A 23299-nucleotide genomic window follows, 5' to 3' on the forward strand; every position below is an offset into this window, starting at 1 on the left:
AGGGCTGCCGGGGACGGCAACAGGAACCAGCACGGATGCTGAAAAGTTTGTCAGGGATCATCGAGCAATTGCGCGGCGGAGCACTCCATCGCTCCGTCGCCTCTGGACGCTCGCCCCGGCAGCCCTTCTTCTCACGCTTGCGTGCCAAGTATGACGCTGCGAACACGACACTCGACAACCTCAAACACTGGTCGCGCGCCGACGGACTTTCCGCCGCTGCGGCCAACAGCCCCGACGTCCGACGGACGCTGCGCAATCGATCGCGTTACGAAGTCGCCAACAACAGCTACGCACGCGGCATTACGTTGACGCTCGCCAATGATGTCGTCGGTACCGGGCCTCGGTTGCAGATGCTGACCGCCGACGATGCAGCGAATCGGTTTGTTGAAGCGGAATTCTTCGCGTGGTGTGAGGCCGTTGGCCTTGCTGAAAAACTGCGGACAATGCGGCTATCGCGAGTTGCCGATGGAGAATCGTTCGGGTTGCTCACCAGCAACGAGCGACTGGAAACTCCAGTGAATCTGGACCTACGTTTAATTGAAGCCGATCAAGTCGCCTCACCGACTTTGATGCGCGATACACGCCGTTATCTCGATGGCATTCAGTTTGACGCCGATGGCAACCCGGTATCGTACGACATCCTGAAGAATCACCCCGGCGATGGGCTCTTTGTCGTCGACGATGAATATGACACCGTGCCGGCAGCGGATGTGGTCCACTACTTTCGCTGCGATCGACCAGGGCAGATTCGCGGTATCCCGGACATCACGCCGGCGTTACCGCTGTTTGCACAACTGAGGCGATTCACGCTCGCGGTCCTAGCCGCTGCGGAAACGGCCGCTGAATTCGCCGGCATTCTCTACACCGATGCACCGGCGAATGGCGAGGCCGATTCGGCCGAACCTTTCGAGCCGATCGAGCTTGAGAAGCGAATGCTGCTGACGATGCCCGGTGGCTGGAAGATGGCCCAAATGAAAAGTGAGCAGCCATCGACCACGTACAGCGAGTTTAAAAAAGAGATCCTCAACGAGATCGCTCGCTGCCTAAACATGCCGTTCAATGTCGCCGCTGGGAATTCGTCGGGCTACAACTATGCCAGTGGGCGGCTCGATCACCAGACCTATTTCAAATCAATTCGTGTCGAGCAATCGCAACTCTCCCGCGTGGTGCTTGACCGTATCCTGCACGCTTGGCTTCGCGAAGCCATTCTCATCGAGGGCTATCTGCCCAATTCGCTTCGCACGCTCGACTCCACATTCGAGCACCAGTGGTTCTGGGACGGCCACGAGCATGTCGATCCTGCCAAAGAGGCCAATGCGCAAAAGATCCGTCTCGCCAGTCATACGACAACTCTGGCTATCGAATTTGCGCGGCAGGGGCGTGACTGGGAGACGGAACTCAAGCAACGCGCGAAAGAACTCGCACTGATGCGTGACCTCGGTCTGACGATCGAGTCCGACGAAACTGATTCTTCATCCGAACCCGAAGTCACGGAAGACCATGCCGAAGACGCTGAACCCCAAACCGCTTGAAGCTGAAGCCGAATCCGTCCCCAGTTCGCTACGCATCGTCTGCGATGACGCGGCGACAATCACGCTCGCCGCAGCCGATCCGCCGGTCGAAGGCGATGACAAACCGGCGCTGCGGAAGTTTTCGATGGTCGCATACACCGGCGGAGCGATGCGGCTGGGCGGTTGGCCGTATCCGGTCGTGGTTGACTTGGCAGGTTTGCGAGTGACTCGCAAGTCACGACCGATTTTAAAAGACCACGACCGTGGCAGCATCGTTGGCCATACCGACGACATCAGGATCAGCGAACGATCATTGGAGGTCGCTGGCGTCATTTCCGGAGTTGGAACAACGGCCCAGGAAGTGATCGCGACCAGCGAGAACGGTTTCCCATGGCAGGCATCGCTCGGAGCCAGTGCCGACAAGGTGGTCTTCATCCCGGAAGGCAAAACCGCCAAAGCCAATGGACGCGATCACAACGGCCCACTCTACATCGCTCGCAAGTCCACCCTTGGTGAGGTGTCCTTCGTCGCCCTCGGCGCGGACGACAACACCGAAGCCCGCGTCGCTGCCGGCCAGGCGGACGAAGACAATCCGGAATCCGGCGGTGAAGAAACCACAGACGACCTCGAACCTGTCAACGCGAGTCTCGACATGAGCACGAAGCCGAAAGCCAAACCTCAGCCGCTCTCGGCCGTCGAACAGATGCGTGCCGAAGCCGCCGCCGAATCGCGTCGCATCGCCGGCATTCGCAAGCTGTGCGGTGACAAGCATCCCACCATCGAAGCCGATGCGATCGAGCAAGGCTGGTCCATCACCAAAACGGAACTTGCCGTGTTGCGAAGCGAACGCCCCAAAGCTCCCGACCAATCGCAACATTCGCCGCGGTACAACCGTGAGGTCCTTGAAGCCGCGGCTTGCTTGTCGGTCGGGATCGACGAAAAGACACTGCTCGCAAGCTATGGCGAACGCACTCTCGAAGCGGCGCATCCGCTCCGTCATATTGGCTTGAAGGAACTCGTCGCCGAGTGTGCTCGCAGTGAAGGCATTGATGTGCCTCGCGTCTTCGGCGACGGAACGGAAACTATCCGCGCCGGTTTTTCTTCTATGAGCCTGCCGAGCATCATGGAAAACGTCATGAACAAGACGTTGCTCGCGGCTTATCAGAACACACCGATCGCCGCTTTCGATCTGTGCAGTGTCGGCACCGTCTCCGACTTCAAAGAGGTGTCACGCTATCGCTTGCTTGGTACCGGCGGCTTTGAACAGGTCGCTCCCGACGGCGAGCTCAAACATGGAAAACTATCGGACCAGAAATTCACAAATAAGGCCGATACGTACGGTCAGATTCTCACGCTGACTCGGCACGACATCATCAACGATGATCTCAACGCGTTCATGGACATCCCACGCCAAATGGGACGCAGCGGCGCCGAATCAATCGATGACCTGTTCTTCACACTGCTACTGAAGAATTCTGGCTTCTTCTCGTCGGGTAACGCGAACTTGCTCGAAGGTGTCGACACCAAGTTCGGGCCGGACAGCCTTACCGTTGCCAAGACGACCTTCCGCAAGCAGAAGGCTGGCCCCGGCGGCAAGCCGAAAGACCAGAAGCCGATCAACATTCGTCCCGAGTACCTGGTTGTGCCGGTCGAATTGGAAACCGAAGCGGAACTGTTGATGGGTTCAGCCCAGTTGATGATCGACGCACAAGGTTCGCCGACCAAGATTCCGGTCGACAACCCGCACCGTAACAAATACCGCATCATTTCAACGCCGCATCTGTCGGACTCGTATTACCAAGGTGCTTCTAGCACAGCTTGGTATCTCTTCGCCAATCCGCGAGTCCTGCCGGCCTTTGAGATCGTGTTCCTCAACGGCCGCCGCACGCCGGTGATCGAACGTGTCGAGATGCCGCCGAACACCCTCGGCATGGGCTTCCGCTCCTACATCGACTTCGGCGTCAACAGCCAAGACCACCGTGCCGCAGTGAAAGTCACCGGCGAAGCGTAATCCCTAGCAGTCATGTCTTTCCCGCGGTAGCAACACACGCGATCACGTCCATTTGAGGTTCTTATGTCTGCAGCAGAGTTTGTTCACGATGGAGCGGCCATCGACCATACACCCGTCGCCGACCTTGCATCAGGAGAGATCGTGGTGCAGGGCGATCTTGTCGGCATTACGCGACGAGCGATTAAAGCCGACACGCTCGGCTCAATAGCCGTTGAGGGTGTGTTTGACGTGCCCAAAGATCCTGTCGCCGCGGTTGCCTTCACCGTAGGCCAGAAAGTTTACGTTGACGGAAGCAACGAGCCGCAGACGACAGCGACCGGAAACAAATTGCTGGGCAAGGCGGTGTTGGCGGCTGCAGCCGGCGATGAAAGTGTGCGTGTCCGGCTGAGCCAATAGCGATAGGACGCTGACACGCGATGCCCGCAGCCTTCCTGCACAACGGATCGACCGTTGACTTTGTTCCTGCTGCGGACGTGCCCGCCGGTTCGATCGTTGTATTGGGGGAACTCGTTGGCATCAGTAGATTCTTCGTCGCCGCAGGTGGTACCGGCGCGATCACTGTCCGCGGTGTGTTCGACGTTATGAAAGATCCGTCGACCGACATCGCCGTTGGCACGCGACTTTATTGGTCGACCGTCAGTTGGCACGTCGTCAAAACGGCCAGCGGACACCCGTTGCTTGGCAAGTCAATTTTGCCAGCGGCGCCGGGCAGTTCTTACGTTCGCGTCCTGCTGACGCAATAGTCCCCGTGCACCTTGAAGAGGAAAGCCGAGTGAAAGGGTTCCCGCGTGCGATTGCCACTGCATTTTTGCTTCTGCTCCTGACGGGATGTTTGCCGGAGCAGTCAGTACGGGTCCGTCCTCTACCTGCACCGCCAGCGGAACGACCTGTCGCCAACCTTCCGCCGCAGCTGCACCAACGAAACTGGACTGGCCGGCTGAATCAAGGCAGCTGCGTCCATGCGTCGCTGGTCAATCACCTGCGTTGGCTCAACGAGTATGAACTTGGCGAACGCTGGCGAGCAACTTACAGCGATGGCGAGTGGGACACGCGGCTGCGGAACCGACTCGATGCCGCCGACATCGACTACAGCTACACGGTCAAAGCCGACCCGAGGTTTCTGGACTGGGCCAACGCAACACGTCGCGGCGCGATTCTGTGGTGGAAGCCGGCTCACTGTTGCACCTTCGTCGGCTGGGTCCAGCGCAACGGTCAGCAATACGCCGCAATTCTTGACAACAACTATCCCGGTCGGTTTGAGCTCACCCCGCGCGAACAATTCGTACGCCTCTGGGCGGGCTACGGCGGATTTGCCCTGACCGTCATGGAAGACCCGGCCAGTTCCTTGCCCTACCGAAGTTACGAAATTCTTGACGGGTCGTATTAAGTCGATCGTCGTGCAACCAACGACCGGCAATACACTTTTTCTGCTTGGAGCAACGTGAAAAATGAAGGATGAAATTCGGATCCGGCTGAGCGTCGGCCTGATCGTTGTCGCGGTGCTGCATGCGGTCCTGCTCGGTGCGGTTTTCTCTGCACTGCATCGAACACCCAATCCACAGCCGAAAGACGAGTGGCAACTACCGACAGCGCGGCCGACTCCACAAGTTGGACGGCAAATCGAAAAGCTGCGCGAACCGGCTCAGGTGAACCTGGAAGCTCAAGGCGAACTCAAACAGCAATCTGGCTATTGCCCGCCGTCTTGTCCACCGGTTGTTCGGCCCACGATTCGACCGTATCGCGTCGTTCCCACCAGGCCGGCCGTTAAGCCATCCACTCCCACGCCGTCGACCGTGCCTGCGCCCACCGTGCCGGCGCCGATCATTGTCACGCCCACCAATCCAAGCGGTAGCGCGGTTCCCGAGACTACGTCGAAGCGATACCAGATCGCTTTGTTTGTCGGCAATGACGCAAGGAGCCAGCAGTTGCTGGAATGGTTCAACGACGACGCCAAGCTCTCGAAACTCCGGCAAAGCTGCGAGTTCCAGGTTTACACCCAGAGCAACGCTCTCTACAAGACCCGCTTTGCCGACATCGTTCCCGCCAGCCAGTTCCCTGTCGTTCTTTTCCAGGATTCAAGCGGCGGTCATGTTCACGCGGCTGGCTACACGATGTTGCCATCGACTCCGGCAGAACTCTATGACGATCTGCGTTACGGCTACGAACTCTATCAGCAAACGCGGCAAGCTCAGAAGACTGGTGCCCTCAAGTCGCGTGGCTATTCCTGGGACTCAGCGATCTCGCCAACGCTCCAACTCTCTCCCGAAGATTGCCCAGACGGCTATTGTCCGATCGAACCGACCGAGCCCACATGGCGGCCCTTCGATCGAGACCGTGATCGCGAGCCACTCTTTGACCGTGATTCCGACGGCCGAAAAGCCCTGATTTGGGCAGGTGCTGGCGAATTGGCGACGCTCGCGTTGATTGTCGTCGCGGTCATTCTGCTCGGATTCATTCTCATCAAGCGAGGCATGTAAGGCTCATGATTCTTGGAATTGCAACCGTTGTCGTCCTGGTGCTCGTTGCCGTGGCCTTGCTGCCGACAAAGAAACGCGACCGAGACGGTAACAATCTCAACTTCACCCAGCCGTTCGTCCGGCCGACCAACTACCGGCAACAACAACTCAACGAAGAAGCCGAAGCGATCGCCGACGAATATCAACGGCGAGCCGATGAGGCGTGGCGTGACGAGCTGGGCGAGAAGGCAGCGACGCTGCTCAAGTCGAAGCCCACAACCACATCACGGTCGTCCAAATCGTGAGCGACCTGCTGCAGCGTGGTCAGGCGTGGCTGTCTGACAAACTGACCAAGCACGCATCGCGATTGGTGACCTATCAACGCGACGAGCTATCCGTCGAGTTGGCGGCCACGATCGGAAAGTCGGAATACGAGCAGGACGACGGCGAAGGGATCATCACCCGCGCTCAAGTCCGTGATTTTCTGATCAACTCCAAAGACCTGCTCAGCAGCGACATCGGCACCTGGCCTCGCCGTGGTGACCGCATTCTCGAAACGGATGGTGACACGACGTTCGTTTACGAGCTGATGTCGATCGGCAATGAACCGCCTTGGCGCTATAGCGATCCCTTTCGCGTCAAACTCCGCATCCACACCAAACTGGTCGATACCCTTTCATGACCGCGACTCCCGCCACAATCATTCAAATCGCCGAGAGCGTTGTCGCCGAAATCAATGCCGGCGACTTCAGCAAACCGAATCTGGCGGCCCAGCGACTCTACGTTCCTAACTTCGATCTCGAGGACATGAAGGAATTGCGAGTCACGGTGGTGCCGCGTGAGGTCGAGTACTTGCCACTTGACCGAGCAAGCAACAAATTTCACGCGACGATCGACGTGGCAGTCCAGAAAAAGTTTTCCAAAGGCGACGCCAAAGAGATCGACCCACTCGTCTTCTTTGTCGAGGAATTGGCCGACTACTTCCGCCTCAAGCGACTGAACTCGTTCGTCGCCGCTCGCTGTGTGAAAGTCGAGAACGCGGTTCTATACTCGGTCGAACACTGGACGCAATTGAACCAATTCACCAGCCTGCTGACGCTCACCTTCGAATTGGCCAAGTGATCCAGATCCGGACACGTGTCCGCTTTAACCAAAGCCAGGTTCAAAAGAAGGTCCAGGCCGCCAACTTTCGATCGCTCGGGCACGCGGCCGGAACGATTCGACTGACCGCCAAACGGTCGATCCGCAAACGTAAAAAACCGTCCAGCCCCGGATCGCCACCTCACACGCAGACCGGCATGCTCCGTCGCGTGATTCGCTACGAGGTGAATCGCGAACGCGAAGAGGCCGTCATTGGTCCGGTCAACGAGATTGCTGGCCGACTGTGGAACCTGCATGAATTCGGTGGCGTTTCCACGAAACGTCGCAAACTCAAACGTCATCGCTTCCGGGTCGGTCAACACGGTCCGATCCGAGTCATCCGGCCGGGCAAGTTCGTTCGGACGAAGTTGCTGACCGGAGCCCAAGCCAACCGTGCGACCCGACTGATCGAAGCAGAAAACGAGCGGCGCGGTACATCAATGCCACGTCGCTATCCCAAACGCCCATTTATGCGGCCCGCCCTCGAAGCCAATCAGTCACGCTTGCCCAAGTTTTGGCGTGACAGTGTGAAGTAACTCGCGAGAATCAATATGTCAGCAGAAGTAGTCCTCGGTCTCGACGCCGTCCTTACCATCGATGGTGCCGAGATCAAGAACGTCAAAGACCTGACCGTCAATCTTGAGAAGGCCGAGGCGGATGCATCAACGCGAGCCAACAACGGTTGGCGGGCCACCGTGGGGACGCTGAAGGATGCCTCGATCGAGTTCACCGTGCTCAACAAAAACGGCGATACCTCGTTCGGGATGCTTCAGGGACTGTGGAGCAGCGGCACGCCCTGCGATGTCGACATCAGTGACGCCGGTGGTTCTCTCACGCTGACCTGCGAAGTCATGAACTTCAACGTCAATCAAAACCTCGAAGAGGTGGTCTCGGCAGACGTGACGCTTAAACCCACCCAATCCGCGACCGGTGGCGGAATCAACGTCCCGGTCGTTACCTAAGCATCGCATTCGAACTTCGGCTCTGCTTACCCGCTCCAAACTTTTCAACTCGATACACATATGCAGAAATTCATTGATCGCCGCGGCCGGGTTTGGATCGTCGATATCGACAACACGACGCTTCGCCGCGTGAAAACACTCACCGACGTTCGCTTACTCGATGCCATTGATGGCGATTTGATCAATCGGCTGGCAACCGATCCCTTACTCCTGGGCGATGTGTTGTTCGCGATCTGCAAACCGCAGGCGGACCAGCAAGACGTTGACGATGAAGCGTTTGCTGAAGGCTTGGCGGGTGACGCGATCGATGAAGCTTGCAAAGCGGTCGTTGATGCGTTGGTGGCCTACTTCCCGGAGTCCCGTCGCCGTCTTCTGCGGAAGGCGGCCGAGAAACAGCGGATGATCGAGACGCGGGGACTGGAAGCGATCGAACGGAGGCTGGACGATCCGACGCTGGTGGACTCGATCGTCAGCGATCTGGAACAAAAACTCGGGGTGCCGATGTCGAACGGATCGTCATCGAACTCGCTGGAGTCGTCGGAGTCGACCCAGGACCGCTCACCCTCCGCCAACTGATGCAAATGGCCGACGCGCGTCGGCGACATGATTGGAACATCGCATCAAGCGTGATGGCGCTGACAGCCGAGATTAACCGCGATCGACGGCGTCGTCGCAAACCGTTCAAGCCCGACGATTTCAATCCACTGATTCGGGTGGCTGCGAAGCCGGTTCCCATCACCGTGCCGCAACTGGCAAGCCTTCTCGGGAGACCGCTGAATCCCGCATGAACCCATGAAAGTTCATATCGAACCGATCGCGGCATGCTTACGAGTCTGGTCCAAGCCAGACTCCGCTTACGGTGATCCCTACGACTGGTCAGCAACTTGCCGATGGGTCGACAGCGAAACGATGGAAGTCATCGGCGTTGATAAGCCGGTGACGAAAGCCATGTGTCATGCGATTCGCGATGAAGCTTGGAAGCTCGGCGTGAAAAAGGTCGGCTTCACCAGAATCCGCGATGGATCAAAGCGGAGATTTTGGATCGTCACCACCAACGGCAAAGACTGGTCGGTTGTGACAGAACGTCCATGAAGAGATTTTACCACGCATGTCGCAAGTCAAAGCCGGAGCCGCCTATGTCGAATTGCTGACCAAGGATGCAGCGTTCGTGAAGGGGCTTCGATCTGCTCAGAAGCGACTGCAATCGTTCGGGCAATCATCTCGCTTGCTCGGTACAAAATTCATGGGGCTCGGCACCGCTGCAGCGGCTCCTCTGGGAGGCAGCGTGGCCATCTTCTCCAACTTCGATGATGCCATGCGTGGTGTTGCTGCGATCACACAGGCGACGGAAACGCAGCTGGAATCGCTACGCAATACCGCCAAAAAGCTTGGTGCAACCACCAGCTACTCTGCCAGCGAAGTTGCCTCGCTGATGACGGAACTGGGTCGGGCCGGTTTCAAGCCGGAGCAGATCGAGCGAATGACGGCCGCGGTGATGAATATGGCTCGCGCGACTGGGACCGACGCCACGCAGGCGTCCGGCATCATGGCAGCCACCATTCGGCAATTTGGTATGGAAGCTGGCGAAGCAACTCGCGTTGCCGACGGATTGACCGCCGCGGCGAACAAATCGTTCAACACGGTGGAATCGCTCGGCGAAGCCTTGTCTTATGCCGGTCCCGTTGCCGCCGATGCCAACATGAGCCTGGAAGAAACCCTGGCGGTGCTGGGAACCCTCGGCAACATGGGCATCCAAGGTTCATCGGCCGGTAACGCCTTGCGTCGATTGCTGACGATCAGCGCGGCGGAATCCGAAAAGTTTCAAACCGTCTTCGGTGTGGCGACAAAGGATGCTAAGGGCAATGCCCGATCGCTGGTCGACATCCTGGGCGAAGTCGCTGCGGCGACCGCGAACATGGGCACGGCCGAGAAGGCGCAAAAGCTCAACGAAGTCTTCGGATTGCTGGGCATTACGGCTGCCAGTTCCATCGGAAAATCGGTCGCTGACACGCGAGAGCTGTACCAAGAGCTGCAGAACGCTGGCGGGATTGCGGCGAAGACGTCCGAGGAAATGGAGGGTGGTCTCGGCGGCGCGTTTCGGATTCTCAGGTCTTCGATCGAGGGCGTCGCCATCGCAATCGGTGAATCGCTCGAAGGTAGTGTCACCAACATGGTCAATGCGTTTAGCCGCGCGGCCTCAGGGGTGATCGAGTGGATCAATAAGAATCAAAAGATCGTCAAGATTGCGGCGGCAAGTGCGGTCGCCATCATCGGAATCGGCGCCGCACTGTTCACGCTTGGTTCGTTTGCCGCCGCGGCATCCTTCGCCGTTGGTGGCTTGGCCAGCATTTTCAGTTTCATCGGTGCCTCGATCGGAGTGATCGTCAGTGCCGTCGGGATGTTGTTCACACCGCTGGGGCTGGTCGTCGCTGCAATCGCGGCCCTCGGTGGATATTTCCTGTATTCAACCAGCATCGCTGGCAAGGCGATTGAGTATCTGGGGGACGTCTTTGAAGTCCTCAAAGCTGAAACACTCGCCGCTTTCGGTGCGATCGCCAACGCTCTTGCGGCCGGCGACATCACCGCGGCCACCGACGTGCTTTGGTCGTATCTGAAACTACAGTGGATCAAAGGCACTACCTTTCTGCAAACCAAATGGGCCGAGTTCACTCAGTACATCGCGGATGTCTGGGCGGACTCGGCCTACGCCATTGGTGACGTATTGATCGGTGCGTTGTCCGGGCTAGCCGGTGTTTGGAACGACACGCTCGGATTCATGGCCGACGGCTGGACCATTCTTACGTCCGCAGTCCAGAAAGGCTGGAACAATACGATCGGCTTTCTAAAGAAGGGATTCCTGAAACTTCACGAACTGGTCGATATCGCCGGTGACGTCGCCGTGCAAATCGGTGGCGTACTGATCAATGCCCTGGCCGGCGTTGAGAAAGCGTGGGTCGAAACAGTCGACTACTTGGCCGACACATGGACCGTGTTTGTCGGCCAAGTGAAGTCGATGTGGAACTCGACCGTCGGCTTCCTCAAGAAGGCATGGATCAAGCTCAAAGCTCTGTTCGACGACGATATCAATGTTGACGTCGAAATGGCCAAGATCGATGCCGATACTCGCGCGGCCGAAGCGGCGGAGCAACAACGTCGCAATCAAGCCATCATCGAGCGACAACAACGTCGATCGAAACGCAAGCAGCAGATCGAAGCCAACCGCATCGAGATGCAAAAGGGCATCGCGGCTCAACTCGAAGCACGGCGCAAAGCACGTGAAGGTCGCGATCTCGATGCGGAAATGCAAGCCACTGACGCGGAGACCGATGCTAAGAATGCGGTCGTCGATCAGTCGAAACAGCAACAGTTTCGGGAAAACGATTCTGCTCAGGCTCAACGACAGCAACTGATCGAAGACACCACGGCCGGTGTCCAATCCACCCTCGACCAAATGCGGGCGGAGTCCAAAGCAGCTCGTGAGGCAGCGCGTACGAATGAGTTGGGCGATCGCCAGCGGGAACGAGACGAAAAGGTTGCAGCAGCTCAAGCCGACTTCGAGGCCGCCATTGATCGGGCGAACAATGCGACCGCACCATCCGACCGCACTGAACCTGGTTCCCCACCTGACATTGCCGAGCCGCCGAAACCGCCTGCGTTGCCGGAACCGATCAATCCCGATGACGTCGATATTCCCCCGGTCGATCTACCCGGGATCGATGATCCAGAACTGCAACCGCCAAATCCAAAGGATCTAGCACTCGGGATCGATCCTGATGCTCTAGCATCAATGGATCGATTCGCGGCTGGTCCCGACAGCACGGCGCAAGTCGAGTCGGCAGGCAACTTCGATTCCCGTGGATTGGGGCTGGGCAGTAGTGCGAGAAAGCTGGAGCCTCTGAAACTGGATCCAATCGAACCGTTGGACGAGGAGGTAATCGCAGCACCGCAGTTGAAACTTTCGGAAGATAACAAACCGATCGACGAGGCGATGGCTGCGGTCGAGCAGGAAGGTGATGAACCAGCGATGGATGTTGCGTCGATCAACGCAGCCTTCGCCTCGGTCCGTCAGTCCCTCACCGAATTCGACATGGCACTCAGTGGTGCTACGTCTCGTTTGCAGCTTCCCGCTTCGTCGGGCGATGGCATCACGGAGGACATGAAACGGGCGATTATCGCGACTGCGGAGAATACGCGCCGGTTGGTCGAACGATCGAAGTCCGGAGGCTTGGTGTTTAGCTGATGAGCTTTTCGGCCGGCGGATACAACTTCGAGACCGCGGCGCTCTCCGAGAAGGCATCGCGAGGAAAATCGCATTCGGACTTCGTCGCCTACGTTGCGACCAACGGTGGCGAAGTCAATCCGGCGGCGGCCGCCAGCGCCGCCTACGGCTACTACAAAGCCAACTTCCCGGACCTGATTCCGTACCTACAGATCGACGCCGAGTTTATCAACGCCAAACACGCGTTGGTCAGCGTCACCATCAACAAGACCAAACTCGATCCGGTCTCGTTCAATACGACCGGAGCAACCACGCACCTCAATCAATCCCTCGGTACGCGAGGAATCTATCCCGCACCGGGTAAGGTCGCTCCGGTCTACCATGGCGCGATCGGCGTGAGCGACTCCGGTGTCGAAGGCGTCGATGTGACCGTACCGGCATTCGAGTTCTCGGTGCGGAAGAAGTTCGAATGGGTTTCGACCGCCTATTTGTTGGCCGTTGTGTCGATGACCGGTCGCACGAACTCGACCGACTGGTCCATTTTCGCCCCTGGTGAAGCTCTGTTTCTCGGAGCTGACGGTGGCGAAGATGAACAGAATTGGGTCGACATCACTTATCACTTCGCCGCGCGTCCCAACCAACCTGCGTTGTCCGTTGGCGCGATCTCGGGAATCAGCAAGCGCGGATGGGACTACTTGTGGGTCCGGCACGATGAAGAGGTGGTCGGCGATCGCGTTCTACGCCGTCCGGCCGCGGCCTACGTCGAGCAAGTCTATCCGGAGGGCAACTTTAACGCGCTGGGCATCAACTGATGACACGACGAGTTCGCCCCGGCGACCAGTACAATATCACCGCCACCGAGTACAACCGGCTGTTGGCGGCGGCTGATGCACTGCACAAGAATCGGTTGCCCGGTGGAGGCGGACCACGGACGCACCTGCAAAACGCAGCGACGGTTCGCGTTCACAACATCACATCGCAGACGATTCCGATCGGTGGTGCGGCTGGATTTGTTCAGCCACTGACCGACCCGCTCGATGGTCCAGTCGAACTCGCTCGATTCGTTCGTGATGCGACAATCAAAGTTGGCAAACCTGGGGCGAGCGCGTCAACGGGGCGAGTGGGCGTCGCGATCGAACCGATCGCCGAAGATAAGGTCGGTCGCGTCGTCTTCGATGGCGTTGTCGCAGCTCAAGTTAATATCACCGAGACCTGGCATGACTTTGCCGACGCATCACTGTCGCCGAGTTTCTATCTGGAATCCAAACCAGAGGGTTCGGCCCAGATCCTTTGGCGACGAAACCCGTCGGAAACCGGTTTGCAGTGGGCGGTCGTCCGGGTAGGCCATCCGACCGACATCGCCTATCTGGTCAAGGTTCCGGTCGGCGGCATCAGCGCCCGCCAGGGCACTACGACCGGCAGCGGGACATGTGATCTCCACCGACTAGACCAATCCGGCAACATCGAACCGGTGTTGGATGTCGACGGCGAACAGGTCCGCATCGTTGCTCGGAATCACTCGGCCCAGCGGATCCGCGGGCCAATCGAGGGTTCCGGGGACCAGTATCTATCGGTCACCTTCGACGGCAACCAATCGTGGGTGCTTGACCCGCCCAAGCAAACGCTACTCTGTAAACCGACCCGCCGGATCAAAGCCAAATCCTGGGGCACGGCTCGCGAACTGCGATTTGACGGGACGCAGTGGCGGCCAGTAGGCGTCAAGGTTTCGGTCTACAACGTCTGCGACTACGCCCTGCTCGCGTCGCAGCAGATCGTTTGCCATTTCCACGAGGACACATCGGCCTACCTCACGATTGGTTGCCGTTGCTGCGATGGCAGTAGCTCAAGCTCCAGTAGTTCATCGTCCAGTTCCAGCAGCAGCTCATCGTCAAGCAGCTCCTCGTCGAGTAGTTCATCATCCAGTGACTCGTCCTCCAGCAGTAGCTCTAGCAGCGCATCGTCCAGCCAAAGTTCGTCGAGTAGCCTGGGATCATCCAGCTCGAGCAGTCTTTCGTCGAGTTCCAGTAGCTCGCTTTCCAGTTCTTCATCAAGCTCGCTTTCGTCGTCATCTAGCAGCTCTTCGTCATCATCAGGATCCAGCTCATCCAGCAGTTCGTCGAAATCCAGCTCGAGTTCGTCATCGAGTTCATCCAGCTCGCCTTCCAGCAGTTCCTCATCGTCGAGTTCGTCTTCATCCGACGGCAGCTCATCATCGAGTGACTCAAGTTCGTCCAAAAGCAGCCAATCGAGTTCAACAAGCGGATCCTCGGACTCATCAAGCCAGTCGTCGAGTGACAGCTCAGCGTCATCCTCTCACTCGTCAGAATCATCCAATTCGGAGTCTGATTCTTCCGATGCATCAAGCTCCGATTCGTCATCTAGCGATTCGAGCACGTCATCCGCAAGCAGCAGTGACTCCGATTCAAGCCAATCCGAAAGCGAATCGAGTCGGTCGGTTAGCTTCCCGAGCGTCGACAGTTCTTCCAGTTCCGCCAGCTCGTCCGGATCGGGATCGTCAGATTCATCGTCGCGATCCGATTCAGCGAGTTCGTCCGGATCTGAATCAAGTGAATCGGATTCTGAGAGCTCCAGAAGCGAAAGTGACCTGTCCAGCGAGAGTTCCTCGCGTTCTGAATCTTCGCAGTCCAAGTCCGAATCGAGTGATTCAGGCAGCGACTCGGAAAGCGATTCGACAAGTCAGTCCTATTCTGAACCAAGCCACTCACGCTCAGATTCCGACAGCCAGTCCGCAAGCAGCCTAAGCCAATCGGGATCAAGCCAATCCGAGTCGACGTCGGAATCAGAAAGCGAATCCGCATCCACTAGTGCATCACAGAGCGAGCCAAGCTATTCCCGTCATTCATCAACGAGCGAATCCTACTCTTTAAGCCACTCCGGCTCCGGCAGCATTTCGGGATCAGCAAGCGGTTCGACTAGCGTTTCAGACTCCGGTAGCGGCTCCGATTCAACATCACAAAGCGACTCCGAGTCGGGTTCCGCCAGCGAACCGAGCGGCTCTCAGCCATCATCGGCGAGCGATTCGGGCTCCCGAAGCGGTTCCCGGTCGGTAAGCGATTCAGGCTCAACGTCACATAGCGATTCGCATTCTGGATCTCGAAGCGGTTCCGATTCACGGTCCCATAGTGATTCTGAATCGACGTCAGACAGTGACCGCCCCAGTGACAGCATCGATGATCCCAGCGTTGGGGATTCCTCGGCGAGCCAGAGTGAGCCGCCCTCAGAAAGTCATGCGTCGACCTCCGAATCTGATCGGCCGAGTCAAAGCAGCGACCATAGTTCCGATCGCCCCAGCGAAAGCCGGTCTGAATCCAGCGAAGGATCGGAACGACCGAGCCAAAGTGCCAGTGAACCGCCGTCCGAGGACAGCAGCGGATCGAGTGAACCTTGCAATAGCACCTGGATCTGGTCCTGCGGTTGGGAGTTGGTCGATAGCGACTGCGAAGATCCCGGCGAACCGCCTAGCAGCTCCGGTTCCTATGACGGTCAAGTTGCGGGGATGACAGCATGATTCACTGTCCCCATCTGACCCAAGACAACGCCTGCGAAGTCGCCGGGCAAATGGCTGGCTGCAAGGTTCGCACGATACCCTCGGCTTGCAACGCCTGCCAAGCCAATGACAACCCACGAGCGATCAATCTGGTCACGATCGGCATGGCGCTGGTCAACAAGAGACGCCGCAAACAGGACACGCGCGAACTCGAATCACTGCTCCGCAATTATCTGCCCGAGCGTGATCAACCCGAGACGCTTAAGATCGATCGCTTTCGCCCCGGTCCTGGCAATGAACTGAAACGCATGTTGGCCTGGTTCGCCAAACCCAGCGAAACCTGCAACTGCGAAACCCGGGTCGACACGATGAACGACTGGGGTGCGAAAGGCTGCCGCCGCAACATCGACACGATCGTCGACTGGTTACTCGAAGAAGCCCAATTAAGAGGTCTACCCCATGGAAGGTTTACGGCTCGAATCGCCCGTGGACTCGTCAACACCGCCATCCGCAAGTTCGAACAAAAGTTCCCCGAAGGGGCATCCGAGCCGAACGACGATGCTGAAGAGCCATTCGATCGTTGATCGCTGCTTCCTGATCAACCTTGACCGCCGGCCCGATCGATTGCGGCAATGGCTCGAACAGTTGCCCGACCCGTGGCCGTTGCCAGAACCCGAACGGTTCCCGGCTATCGATGGTCGGCATGTCGCCACACCGCCGCAATGGCGAGCCGGCAACGGAGCTTGGGGTTGCTATCGATCGCACCTATTGATCTTGGAAAAGTGTCTGACCGAACAGATCGATTCGTATGTGGTGTTCGAAGATGACGCAGGATTCACCGACGACTTCGCAGAGCGATTCCACGCATTCGTCGATGAGTTGCCGGCCGATTGGGGCCTGGCCTACCTCGGCGGCCAGCACCTTTACGCTGGCAAGCATCCGCCCCAGAAGGTCAGCGAACATATCTATCGCCCTTACAACGTCAACCGAACTCACGCCTTCATGGTCCGCGGTCGCGAGAACATGAAAGCGCTGTATCGCCACCTGACCTGGAACGATTGGCATCACAAGCACCACATCGATCATCACCTTGGTCGCTTCATTCAACGCCGCTACGAAGCGCTGGTTCAAGGCAAAAACATCCAAAAGGAATCGATCGCCGTTTATACGCCGGACCGTTGGATGGTGGGACAGTTGCCAACCAAATCCAACATCTGTGGTCGCAAGTGGAGTCAGACGCGGTTCTTCAATGACGCCCGAAACGCTGACCATTCTGACGTACCGTTCTTTGCGGTTCTCGGGCCACATCGCGCTGGAACGTCGTGCGTGGCGATGGTCATGCATCACCTGGGCGTTCACATGGGCAACCAACTCGGTGGCTACGAGGCGACCGGCGGCGGCGAAGCGGTCGGACTCGCGCAGCTTTGCGAGAAAGCCATGCGGTTTCCGGCGACCGATCCGGTGATCAGTGACCAGCAGTTGATCCAGCAACTGAAATCTTGGGTTGTCACGAGAAAGTCAGAAGCCAATCGTGACAAAACCGTTGCCGGCGGAAAATACCCGCATCTGTGTCGTTTCGCAGAGCATCTGCACATGGCACTCGGCGATTCACTACGAATCATCGCTGTGAACCGCGACATCGAAGCCTCCATCCGCAGTTTGCAAGATCGCTCCCGAAAGCACGCCGGGCAATGGTTCGCTGCCGACGATGAATCGTGCGAACGTTTGCAGCGGAGTCTTCTCGAACGTCGTGATCGATTCATCGAATCGCATCCAGAGGTTCCGGTCTTCAAGATCGAGTTCGCCGAGCTGACTGCTGAACCAGGTCGCATCATCGGCGAATTGATTGAATTCCTCGGCATTGAACCGACCGAAGACGAAATCGCCTCGGCCATCGCGCACGTCAACCCAGACCTTCGAAAGCATGGGTGAGCCAATGGTGGAAGCAAGACCATTCACGCCCGACGACATCACGTTCTGCATCAAGACGATCCATCGTCCTTGGGCATGCCATCGATTGGTTCAGTCGCTACGCAAGCACTTTAACCAGCCCAAGATCGTGGTCGTCGATGACGGCCGGCCAGAATTTCGATTCTCGGAGAAATATCCCGACACGGCCGAGCACTGCCGAGTGATCGATCTCGACCGTCACGACGTCGGAGTTGGAGTTGGTCGCAACACGGCGATCGACGCCGCAGAAACTGAATTCATTTTCTTACTCGACGACGATCACGTCATCACGCCCGACCTCCACCTCGATCGAGTTTACGAGCGATTTCAGGAGCATGACATCGATATCCTCGGCGTCCGACAGGGTGGTGGCGGTCGGCCACTATTGTTTGCGCCCCTGATGAATGGCCGGCGAATCTGGATGTTCCGAGGCGAACATCGGCGCATTGGCCCGCTGGCCTGGTGCGACATGTCTAGCAACGCATTCCTCGCCCGTCGGGACGCGATCGCCAAGCTGCGATGGGATCCCGAGATCAAGACCTACGAACACTGGGAGTTCTTCTATCGGGCCAGCCACATTGAAAAACTCAAAGTCGCCGTCGGGGAGGACTGCATGGTCGTTCATGCCCACGTTGGCGCGAAACCCTACGGCGATCTGCGCTGTCGGCCGAAGTTCAGGAAGCTCGGCCTTCGCAAACATGGATTCCATTCAATGCGATATCCCGGAGGCGGCATTGTCCATGCGTGATCAGGTCACCTTCTGCATCAAGACCATTCATCGCCCCCAGTGTTGTGCCGCGCTGGTGCGGAGCATCCACGAACACTACGGAACCAATCGCCCGGCGATCCATGTGCTCGACGATGGCAAACCGGAATTGCGATTCTCTTCCAATTGCCCGACTGAAGCGGCGATGGTGGACCAATTGATCGAGTCGGAGTACGACATTGGATTATCCGCCGGGCGCAATCGATTGCTCGACGCGGGCGAGACGCCGATCGTCGTCTTCACCGATGATGACCATTTGGTGACCCAGCGGACAAAGTTGCCGGAACTTGTCGCCAAGCTCAACAAGCATAACGACATCGATCTGCTCGCAGCACTGAGCAACGATGAAGAGCGTCCTCGACTGTTGCAAAGCAATGGTCGCCGGCTCCGCATCTATCGAGGATTCTTGAAACAACGCGGCTCGATTCGTTGGTGCCATTACGTCGGCAATTGCTTCGTCGCATACCGCGACGTTTTGAAAGCGGTCCGCTGGGACGAATCGCTCAAAGTCGAAGAGCACTGGGATTTCTTCTGGCGATGTAAGGTCGCCGGCGTCAATGTTGCCTGCGACGTCTCCCATTCGTTCAAGCATGAACACATCGATCCGCCTGGCTACAAGCGACATCGCCCGCAATTCCTGAAACGCGGGCTGGAAAAACACGGTTTGGAAAAGGTGATTTGGCGATGATCGAACTGCCCGCTCTGGAATACCACATCGCCCACGGTTGCAATCTCTCTTGTCAGCAGTGCAGCCACTACAGCAACTTTCATGTCGCAGGCAAATTGCCGACGGTTGATGACGCCGATGCCGAGTATTCGAATTGGTCGCATCGTTTAAATCCGATGCGATTTGCACTGCTAGGCGGCGAGCCGCTCTTGAATCCACAGATCATCGGACACATTCAACTCGCCAGGCAGCATTGGCCTGATAGTCATTTGATGTTGGTGACGAACGGTTTCTTCTTGCACCGCTTTCCCGAGTTGCCGGAAATTCTGCTGGAAACGAATTGCCGCCTCGAAGTCAGCCAACACGGAACTCACGAAGCCTACATGCAACGGTTTCGTGAGGTGAAGCATCTCGTCTGGCGATGGCGTGAAGAGTACCCGGGCATCCAGATCAAAATCCGACAGTCGCATCGAGGGTGGATGCGGCAATACAACGTTGAGGATGGCAAGCCGATTCCTTTCGAATCAAAGCCCGCCGCGGCCTACCGAGTGTGCATGCAGAAAACCTGCACGCAGCTCTACCGCGCAATGCTGTGGAAATGTCCGGCGTTGGCTTACTTCAACCAAGTCGAAGCCAAGCTGAATTTGCACCACCTACCGCAGTGGCAGCCATTCCGCGATTACCAAGCCTGCCCGCCCGATGCGAGCGATGCTGAAGTTCACCGGTTCTTGCAACGCAAGGCCATTCCCCAGTGCGGCCTGTGTCCATCGCACCGCACCAAGTTTCTTCATCCAAACCCATTGCAACCGAGTGCCCTGCGATGACACCGCACGAGTCGTTCGAACCTGAAATGCCGCCGCCTCCATTCATCCCGCCGTTCGATCCGCCGGGAAGTGAATCACCATTGTGGCCAGCCAATCCCGACCCGCCGGAAGGCTCCAGCACCGACGATGAGACTTCAAGCTCCGGTTCCCGTCCCGAATGGTGGCCCGAGGATTGGCCATGGCCGCCCGAACCCGAAGAACCCGTCGTGATCGAAGCCCCGCCGCCAATCCACACTTGGCCGAGACTGCCGCCCGACCATCCGTACCACGTGCCGCCCGGCCACTCTGCCCCCGACAATCTGCCACCCGGCCACCCCGGCGAATACTACCCTGATATGCCTCCGTATCCAGTCGTGCATCCAGTTCCTAGCGACGAAGACTCGTCGAATGATGGCGGCGTTTCTTAACCGCGTGCGCGCTGTCGACTGACAGCGTTAAAAAAATCGAAATCGAGCAACTCCCCAAGCCGGCTAACTGCTGGCTTTTTTCGTTTTGGCATTGGACATTCAAACTGCCGCAAGCATTGAAACAATACCAGCGACATTCAGCTTGCTGAGACCAACGTGTCTCGATAGGTTGCGATAGCGGCCGCACAACTCCGAGAGGCGGAAGTAGAACCATGGTAAAAGATCAACAGACGGAGCCGACCATCCAATGTCAGAGCCACTTTTAAAGATCCCCAACCATCACGCCGCGTCATGCGGCGACCCACCAATCGTCAACGGCACCGAAGGTCGCTGCTACATCGGCTATTTTGAGAACGAACATGGCGAGCAATGGATTTTCACCCGCGATCGCCAGACCGGAACCGCCACACTCCATGGTGGTGACATCGGATGGAACACAGCGATTGATGTTACATCGGGACAGACCAATGACCTGATATTAAATCTCTCAGAACAAGATTGGCTTCGTGCGTGCTTGCGGGCCAGCATCGCATTTTCTTGATCAACGAATTACGACCTATCACCGTCGCGTCTTTTAACTACGACCGAGAAACTGTGCCCCATTGAGGCCGCGGAGCTGCCTACCAGACGACGTGTTAGAACAGTTGAAAAATCGCTTTGCCAAGAAAAAAAAGAGAAAGACCTACGGTCGCAAATAGGAGCAACCAAACCACCAGAGCAAGTAGCTTGCAAATGAAACGAGCCCAGCTTTCGTACATTAGCTTTACCAGCCAGGGCAGATGCTCTCCTTGGATTCCGTCGCCAATCGCTGGAGCCTCATCATTAATCAAAAACGGGCGCCAATGCTCCCGGACGAAATCGGGGTCGAAGTACAGGCCGTGACCGCCTCTGACCCCACCCTTAGCTTTGTGAAAGCGGTTGGTTACGAAGCCTTCCGAGAACCCGGTTGCTCCAGCCATCCCGTAATGCCACCCAAACGCAGCACCAATAACGGGCCAGACATCACCGGTTCCGCAGTCGTTTAAAATGAATTGTTTGGTGGCTCGATCACCGTCACCAACACGACGCTTCAGCTCGGACCAATCGTGTCGATCATTTGCCACTGAACCACAGAACACAATCTTCCAAAGTTCAATGTTCTTATCTTTTTCCAGGACCTTCAGCGTCACATACGTCCCAAAACTATGTGCGATCAATGACATCCGCGCATTGGGATACTCATGTCGCAGCGATTGCAACTCTTTCAACACCCGCTGAACGGCTGCTCCTGAAAGGTCAATTGGACATAAGAAACGCGATGCCAGGTACTTGCCATATCGAATTTGTTCGACGACTGTGCCAGCTTCGACAAGATGCTCACTAACATTGGACTGCCACGCTCCGATATCTCTAATCCCGTGTATCAAGACGATAACGTGCTCTATCTCAAAACGCGACTTGCCAAAATTTGGATCGGCTACCTTCGTCGACGGCATTGGCAAAACCTTAGCGTCCTCGGGCGTGGGGGGTAGATCGATCGTGTTTACTTCGAGCTGAAAGACTTGATTTCCGATGTCAGTGGCTTGCTTGACGATCGCTGGTACGATCGCCTCAACCTTGATCGCACCTTCCACAGCTTGATCAAGCTGCGAGATTATGCTCAGCTCCGATCCAAGCAAAGTTTCTACTTGCTTCAGCGAATTGCGATCAACATCCACTTGACACTTGATTCGCTTTTCGGGGTTCTCTGAATCAACCCGGCATCCGACCGCAACGGGCGGATCGACCGCTGCCAATGAATCACGCAGATATCGCTCAAGGTTGTTGGCAATCGCCTGCTCTTGGGCGTATCCGTCGTCGTGCATGCTATCTCGATCAGCCACGGCGACCTGCCTTTAAGTAGTCGTCGGTGATGGTGCCCGCATATTCAAGCTGATCGTCTTGAATCTGAACCGACTGGTCGATCGTTCCCAGCGGAGCTGTGATAAAAACGTCGTCTGACATCTTGAAAGCGCGGAATCCAATCTTCTTTTCAAAAGTGTCTCGATCAAAGTCGAAACTCATTCGCTGCTGATCCACCGGAACCACAGCGAGGAATTCAGACTTGGCGTCGTTCCCAAGGTAGTCGTTTGCAAATTTCAAAAACGAGGTGCGTTTTACCGGAGCTGTCCGCACGCCGACGATTGCATTGAAGAGCTCCTCACGCACGGTTAATGAATCGCTTTGCTTGTAGGCTTTCGTAAGATGCTCAGAAAGGAGAGTTGTTCCGTAGATACCGCTGACCGACAACCGGCAGGCCAAGAAGCGTTCAACCCACAAATCCGTGCGTCCACTTTGGATGTCGACCATGCGACCTTCCCAAAACGAATTGGGTTTGTTCTCGCCAGTGAAGATGGCCGCTTTCTTTAGCGCCGAAGAAATGTTAAAGACGTCTTCAACGACTTCTACCTTGGCACCCTTTGCCGTTGTCGAGAACTTCAACCCTTCGTCTTTGGGAAATGCCCAAAGTACCACGCGTGCCTTCGACTTATCCTTGAAGCAAGACAAAAGCAATAGGAATGGGTTTGATCTATCGTCCATCACTTGGGATAAACGAAGTGCCAAGTCACCTGCGTTCTTTCCAATGGTTGCGCCGGCGCCAAATGCAAATCTCATTAATCGTTCGCGTACAGCGTTCTGCCGATGGGCGGCTCTTGGGTCATCAACGCAGAATGAGATCGGAGTTTGACTGTCCAGCCGGTTGTCCCTGATCAGATTTGCGAGAGTGCGTTTCAATTCCGACTGAGGCTTGATTAATCCGCCTTCAGGCTGCACAGGGTTGGCCACGCCCTTCTGAGGAAACACCTCGTATGCAAAAAGTCGCGTTAGGTTCATAGATTCGTTCTGATGATGGAATGTC

At 57.0% G+C, this 23299-nt stretch carries 26 protein-coding genes; 22 read left to right on the plus strand and 4 right to left on the minus strand.

Translation table 11 applies throughout. From position 1 onward, the window contains the following. Positions 1-35: 35 nt before the first annotated feature. The 15 genes from TBK1r_RS21830 to TBK1r_RS21900 all read left to right on the plus strand — a co-directional run bounded on the left by TBK1r_RS21830 (position 36) and on the right by TBK1r_RS21900 (position 13111). The gene (locus TBK1r_RS21830; RefSeq protein ID WP_145215382.1) at positions 36-1532 is read left to right on the plus strand and encodes a phage portal protein; all 1497 of its coding nucleotides are present in this window, start codon (positions 36-38) and stop codon (positions 1530-1532) included. After that, positions 1501-3522: a phage major capsid protein gene (locus tag TBK1r_RS21835; RefSeq protein WP_145215385.1), complete on the plus strand. Its 2022-nt coding sequence runs from the start codon at positions 1501-1503 to the stop codon at positions 3520-3522. The genes TBK1r_RS21830 and TBK1r_RS21835 overlap by 32 nt, the downstream gene beginning before the upstream one ends. A 63-nt stretch (positions 3523-3585) precedes the next feature. Beyond that, entirely contained in the window at positions 3586-3918 is a 333-nt protein-coding gene (locus TBK1r_RS21840; protein ID WP_145215388.1) for a DUF2190 family protein, read from the plus strand. 20 nt (positions 3919-3938) lie between these two features. Continuing rightward, positions 3939-4265 carry a DUF2190 family protein gene (locus TBK1r_RS21845; protein WP_145215391.1) on the plus strand — a complete coding sequence of 109 codons (327 nt, stop codon included), beginning with the start codon at positions 3939-3941 and terminating at the stop codon, positions 4263-4265. 29 nt (positions 4266-4294) lie between these two features. Then, positions 4295-4909 carry a hypothetical protein gene (locus TBK1r_RS21850; RefSeq protein ID WP_145215395.1) on the plus strand — a complete coding sequence of 205 codons (615 nt, stop codon included), beginning with the start codon at positions 4295-4297 and terminating at the stop codon, positions 4907-4909. Positions 4910-4970: 61 nt separating this feature from the next. Further along, entirely contained in the window at positions 4971-5999 is a 1029-nt protein-coding gene (locus tag TBK1r_RS21855; RefSeq protein WP_145215398.1) for a hypothetical protein, read from the plus strand. Between the two features lie 5 nt (positions 6000-6004). Continuing rightward, positions 6005-6283 carry a hypothetical protein gene (locus tag TBK1r_RS21860; RefSeq protein WP_145215401.1) on the plus strand — a complete coding sequence of 93 codons (279 nt, stop codon included), beginning with the start codon at positions 6005-6007 and terminating at the stop codon, positions 6281-6283. After that, complete coding sequence (locus TBK1r_RS21865) at positions 6280-6660, plus strand: hypothetical protein (RefSeq protein ID WP_145215404.1); 381 nt, start codon at positions 6280-6282, stop codon at positions 6658-6660. Before TBK1r_RS21860 ends, TBK1r_RS21865 begins: the two co-directional genes overlap by 4 nt. Further along, the gene (locus TBK1r_RS21870; protein ID WP_145215406.1) at positions 6657-7100 is read left to right on the plus strand and encodes a hypothetical protein; all 444 of its coding nucleotides are present in this window, start codon (positions 6657-6659) and stop codon (positions 7098-7100) included. The genes TBK1r_RS21865 and TBK1r_RS21870 overlap by 4 nt, the downstream gene beginning before the upstream one ends. After that, positions 7097-7654, plus strand: a complete 558-nt coding sequence (locus tag TBK1r_RS21875) for a hypothetical protein (RefSeq protein ID WP_145215409.1) — start codon at positions 7097-7099, stop codon at positions 7652-7654. Before TBK1r_RS21870 ends, TBK1r_RS21875 begins: the two co-directional genes overlap by 4 nt. Before the next feature lie 15 nt (positions 7655-7669). Then, positions 7670-8080: a hypothetical protein gene (locus TBK1r_RS21880; protein ID WP_145215412.1), complete on the plus strand. Its 411-nt coding sequence runs from the start codon at positions 7670-7672 to the stop codon at positions 8078-8080. Positions 8081-8140: 60 nt separating this feature from the next. Then, complete coding sequence (locus tag TBK1r_RS21885; RefSeq protein ID WP_145215416.1) at positions 8141-8656, plus strand: hypothetical protein; 516 nt, start codon at positions 8141-8143, stop codon at positions 8654-8656. Positions 8657-8989: 333 nt separating this feature from the next. Next, a complete protein-coding gene (locus tag TBK1r_RS38925) occupies positions 8990-9172 on the plus strand; it encodes a hypothetical protein (protein ID WP_419580258.1) in 183 nt (60 codons plus the stop codon). Between the two features lie 16 nt (positions 9173-9188). Then, positions 9189-12320, plus strand: a complete 3132-nt coding sequence (locus tag TBK1r_RS21895) for a phage tail tape measure protein (RefSeq protein WP_145215423.1) — start codon at positions 9189-9191, stop codon at positions 12318-12320. Beyond that, positions 12320-13111 (plus strand): hypothetical protein, encoded by a 792-nt coding sequence (locus TBK1r_RS21900; RefSeq protein ID WP_145215426.1) that lies wholly within the window; start codon positions 12320-12322, stop codon positions 13109-13111. The genes TBK1r_RS21895 and TBK1r_RS21900 overlap by 1 nt, the downstream gene beginning before the upstream one ends. A 991-nt stretch (positions 13112-14102) precedes the next feature. On the opposite strand, the gene TBK1r_RS21905 is transcribed toward TBK1r_RS21900, so the two are convergent. Beyond that, positions 14103-14534, minus strand: coding sequence for a hypothetical protein (locus TBK1r_RS21905; RefSeq protein ID WP_145215429.1), 432 nt, complete (start codon positions 14532-14534; stop codon positions 14103-14105). Between the two features lie 78 nt (positions 14535-14612). Then, entirely contained in the window at positions 14613-14948 is a 336-nt protein-coding gene (locus tag TBK1r_RS21910) for a hypothetical protein (RefSeq protein WP_145215432.1), read from the minus strand. An 876-nt stretch (positions 14949-15824) separates the two neighbouring features. Between TBK1r_RS21910 and TBK1r_RS21915 the strand changes: the two genes are divergently transcribed. From TBK1r_RS21915 to TBK1r_RS21945, 7 genes are all read left to right on the plus strand, one after another. After that, positions 15825-16391: a hypothetical protein gene (locus tag TBK1r_RS21915; protein WP_145215435.1), complete on the plus strand. Its 567-nt coding sequence runs from the start codon at positions 15825-15827 to the stop codon at positions 16389-16391. Then, a complete protein-coding gene (locus tag TBK1r_RS21920; protein WP_419580259.1) occupies positions 16366-17739 on the plus strand; it encodes a glycosyltransferase family 25 protein in 1374 nt (457 codons plus the stop codon). The genes TBK1r_RS21915 and TBK1r_RS21920 overlap by 26 nt, the downstream gene beginning before the upstream one ends. Positions 17740-17743: 4 nt before the next feature. After that, positions 17744-18505, plus strand: coding sequence for a glycosyltransferase family 2 protein (locus tag TBK1r_RS21925; RefSeq protein WP_145215438.1), 762 nt, complete (start codon positions 17744-17746; stop codon positions 18503-18505). Then, positions 18498-19211, plus strand: coding sequence for a glycosyltransferase (locus tag TBK1r_RS21930; protein WP_145215441.1), 714 nt, complete (start codon positions 18498-18500; stop codon positions 19209-19211). Before TBK1r_RS21925 ends, TBK1r_RS21930 begins: the two co-directional genes overlap by 8 nt. Then, entirely contained in the window at positions 19208-20014 is an 807-nt protein-coding gene (locus TBK1r_RS21935; RefSeq protein ID WP_145215444.1) for a radical SAM family protein, read from the plus strand. Before TBK1r_RS21930 ends, TBK1r_RS21935 begins: the two co-directional genes overlap by 4 nt. Next, a complete protein-coding gene (locus TBK1r_RS21940; protein ID WP_145215447.1) occupies positions 20011-20421 on the plus strand; it encodes a hypothetical protein in 411 nt (136 codons plus the stop codon). Before TBK1r_RS21935 ends, TBK1r_RS21940 begins: the two co-directional genes overlap by 4 nt. Positions 20422-20668: 247 nt before the next feature. Next, complete coding sequence (locus TBK1r_RS21945) at positions 20669-20962, plus strand: hypothetical protein (RefSeq protein ID WP_145215451.1); 294 nt, start codon at positions 20669-20671, stop codon at positions 20960-20962. A gap of 94 nt (positions 20963-21056) precedes the next feature. Here TBK1r_RS21945 and TBK1r_RS21950 read toward each other — a convergent pair whose 3' ends face one another. Beyond that, positions 21057-22283: a lipase family protein gene (locus TBK1r_RS21950; RefSeq protein WP_145215453.1), complete on the minus strand. Its 1227-nt coding sequence runs from the start codon at positions 22281-22283 to the stop codon at positions 21057-21059. Beyond that, positions 22276-23274 carry a hypothetical protein gene (locus tag TBK1r_RS21955; RefSeq protein WP_145215456.1) on the minus strand — a complete coding sequence of 333 codons (999 nt, stop codon included), beginning with the start codon at positions 23272-23274 and terminating at the stop codon, positions 22276-22278. The genes TBK1r_RS21950 and TBK1r_RS21955 overlap by 8 nt, the downstream gene beginning before the upstream one ends. Positions 23275-23299: the final 25 nt, after the last annotated feature.

The organism is Stieleria magnilauensis (genome assembly GCA_007753675.1).
Taxonomy (GTDB): domain Bacteria; phylum Planctomycetota; class Planctomycetia; order Pirellulales; family Pirellulaceae; genus Stieleria; species Stieleria magnilauensis.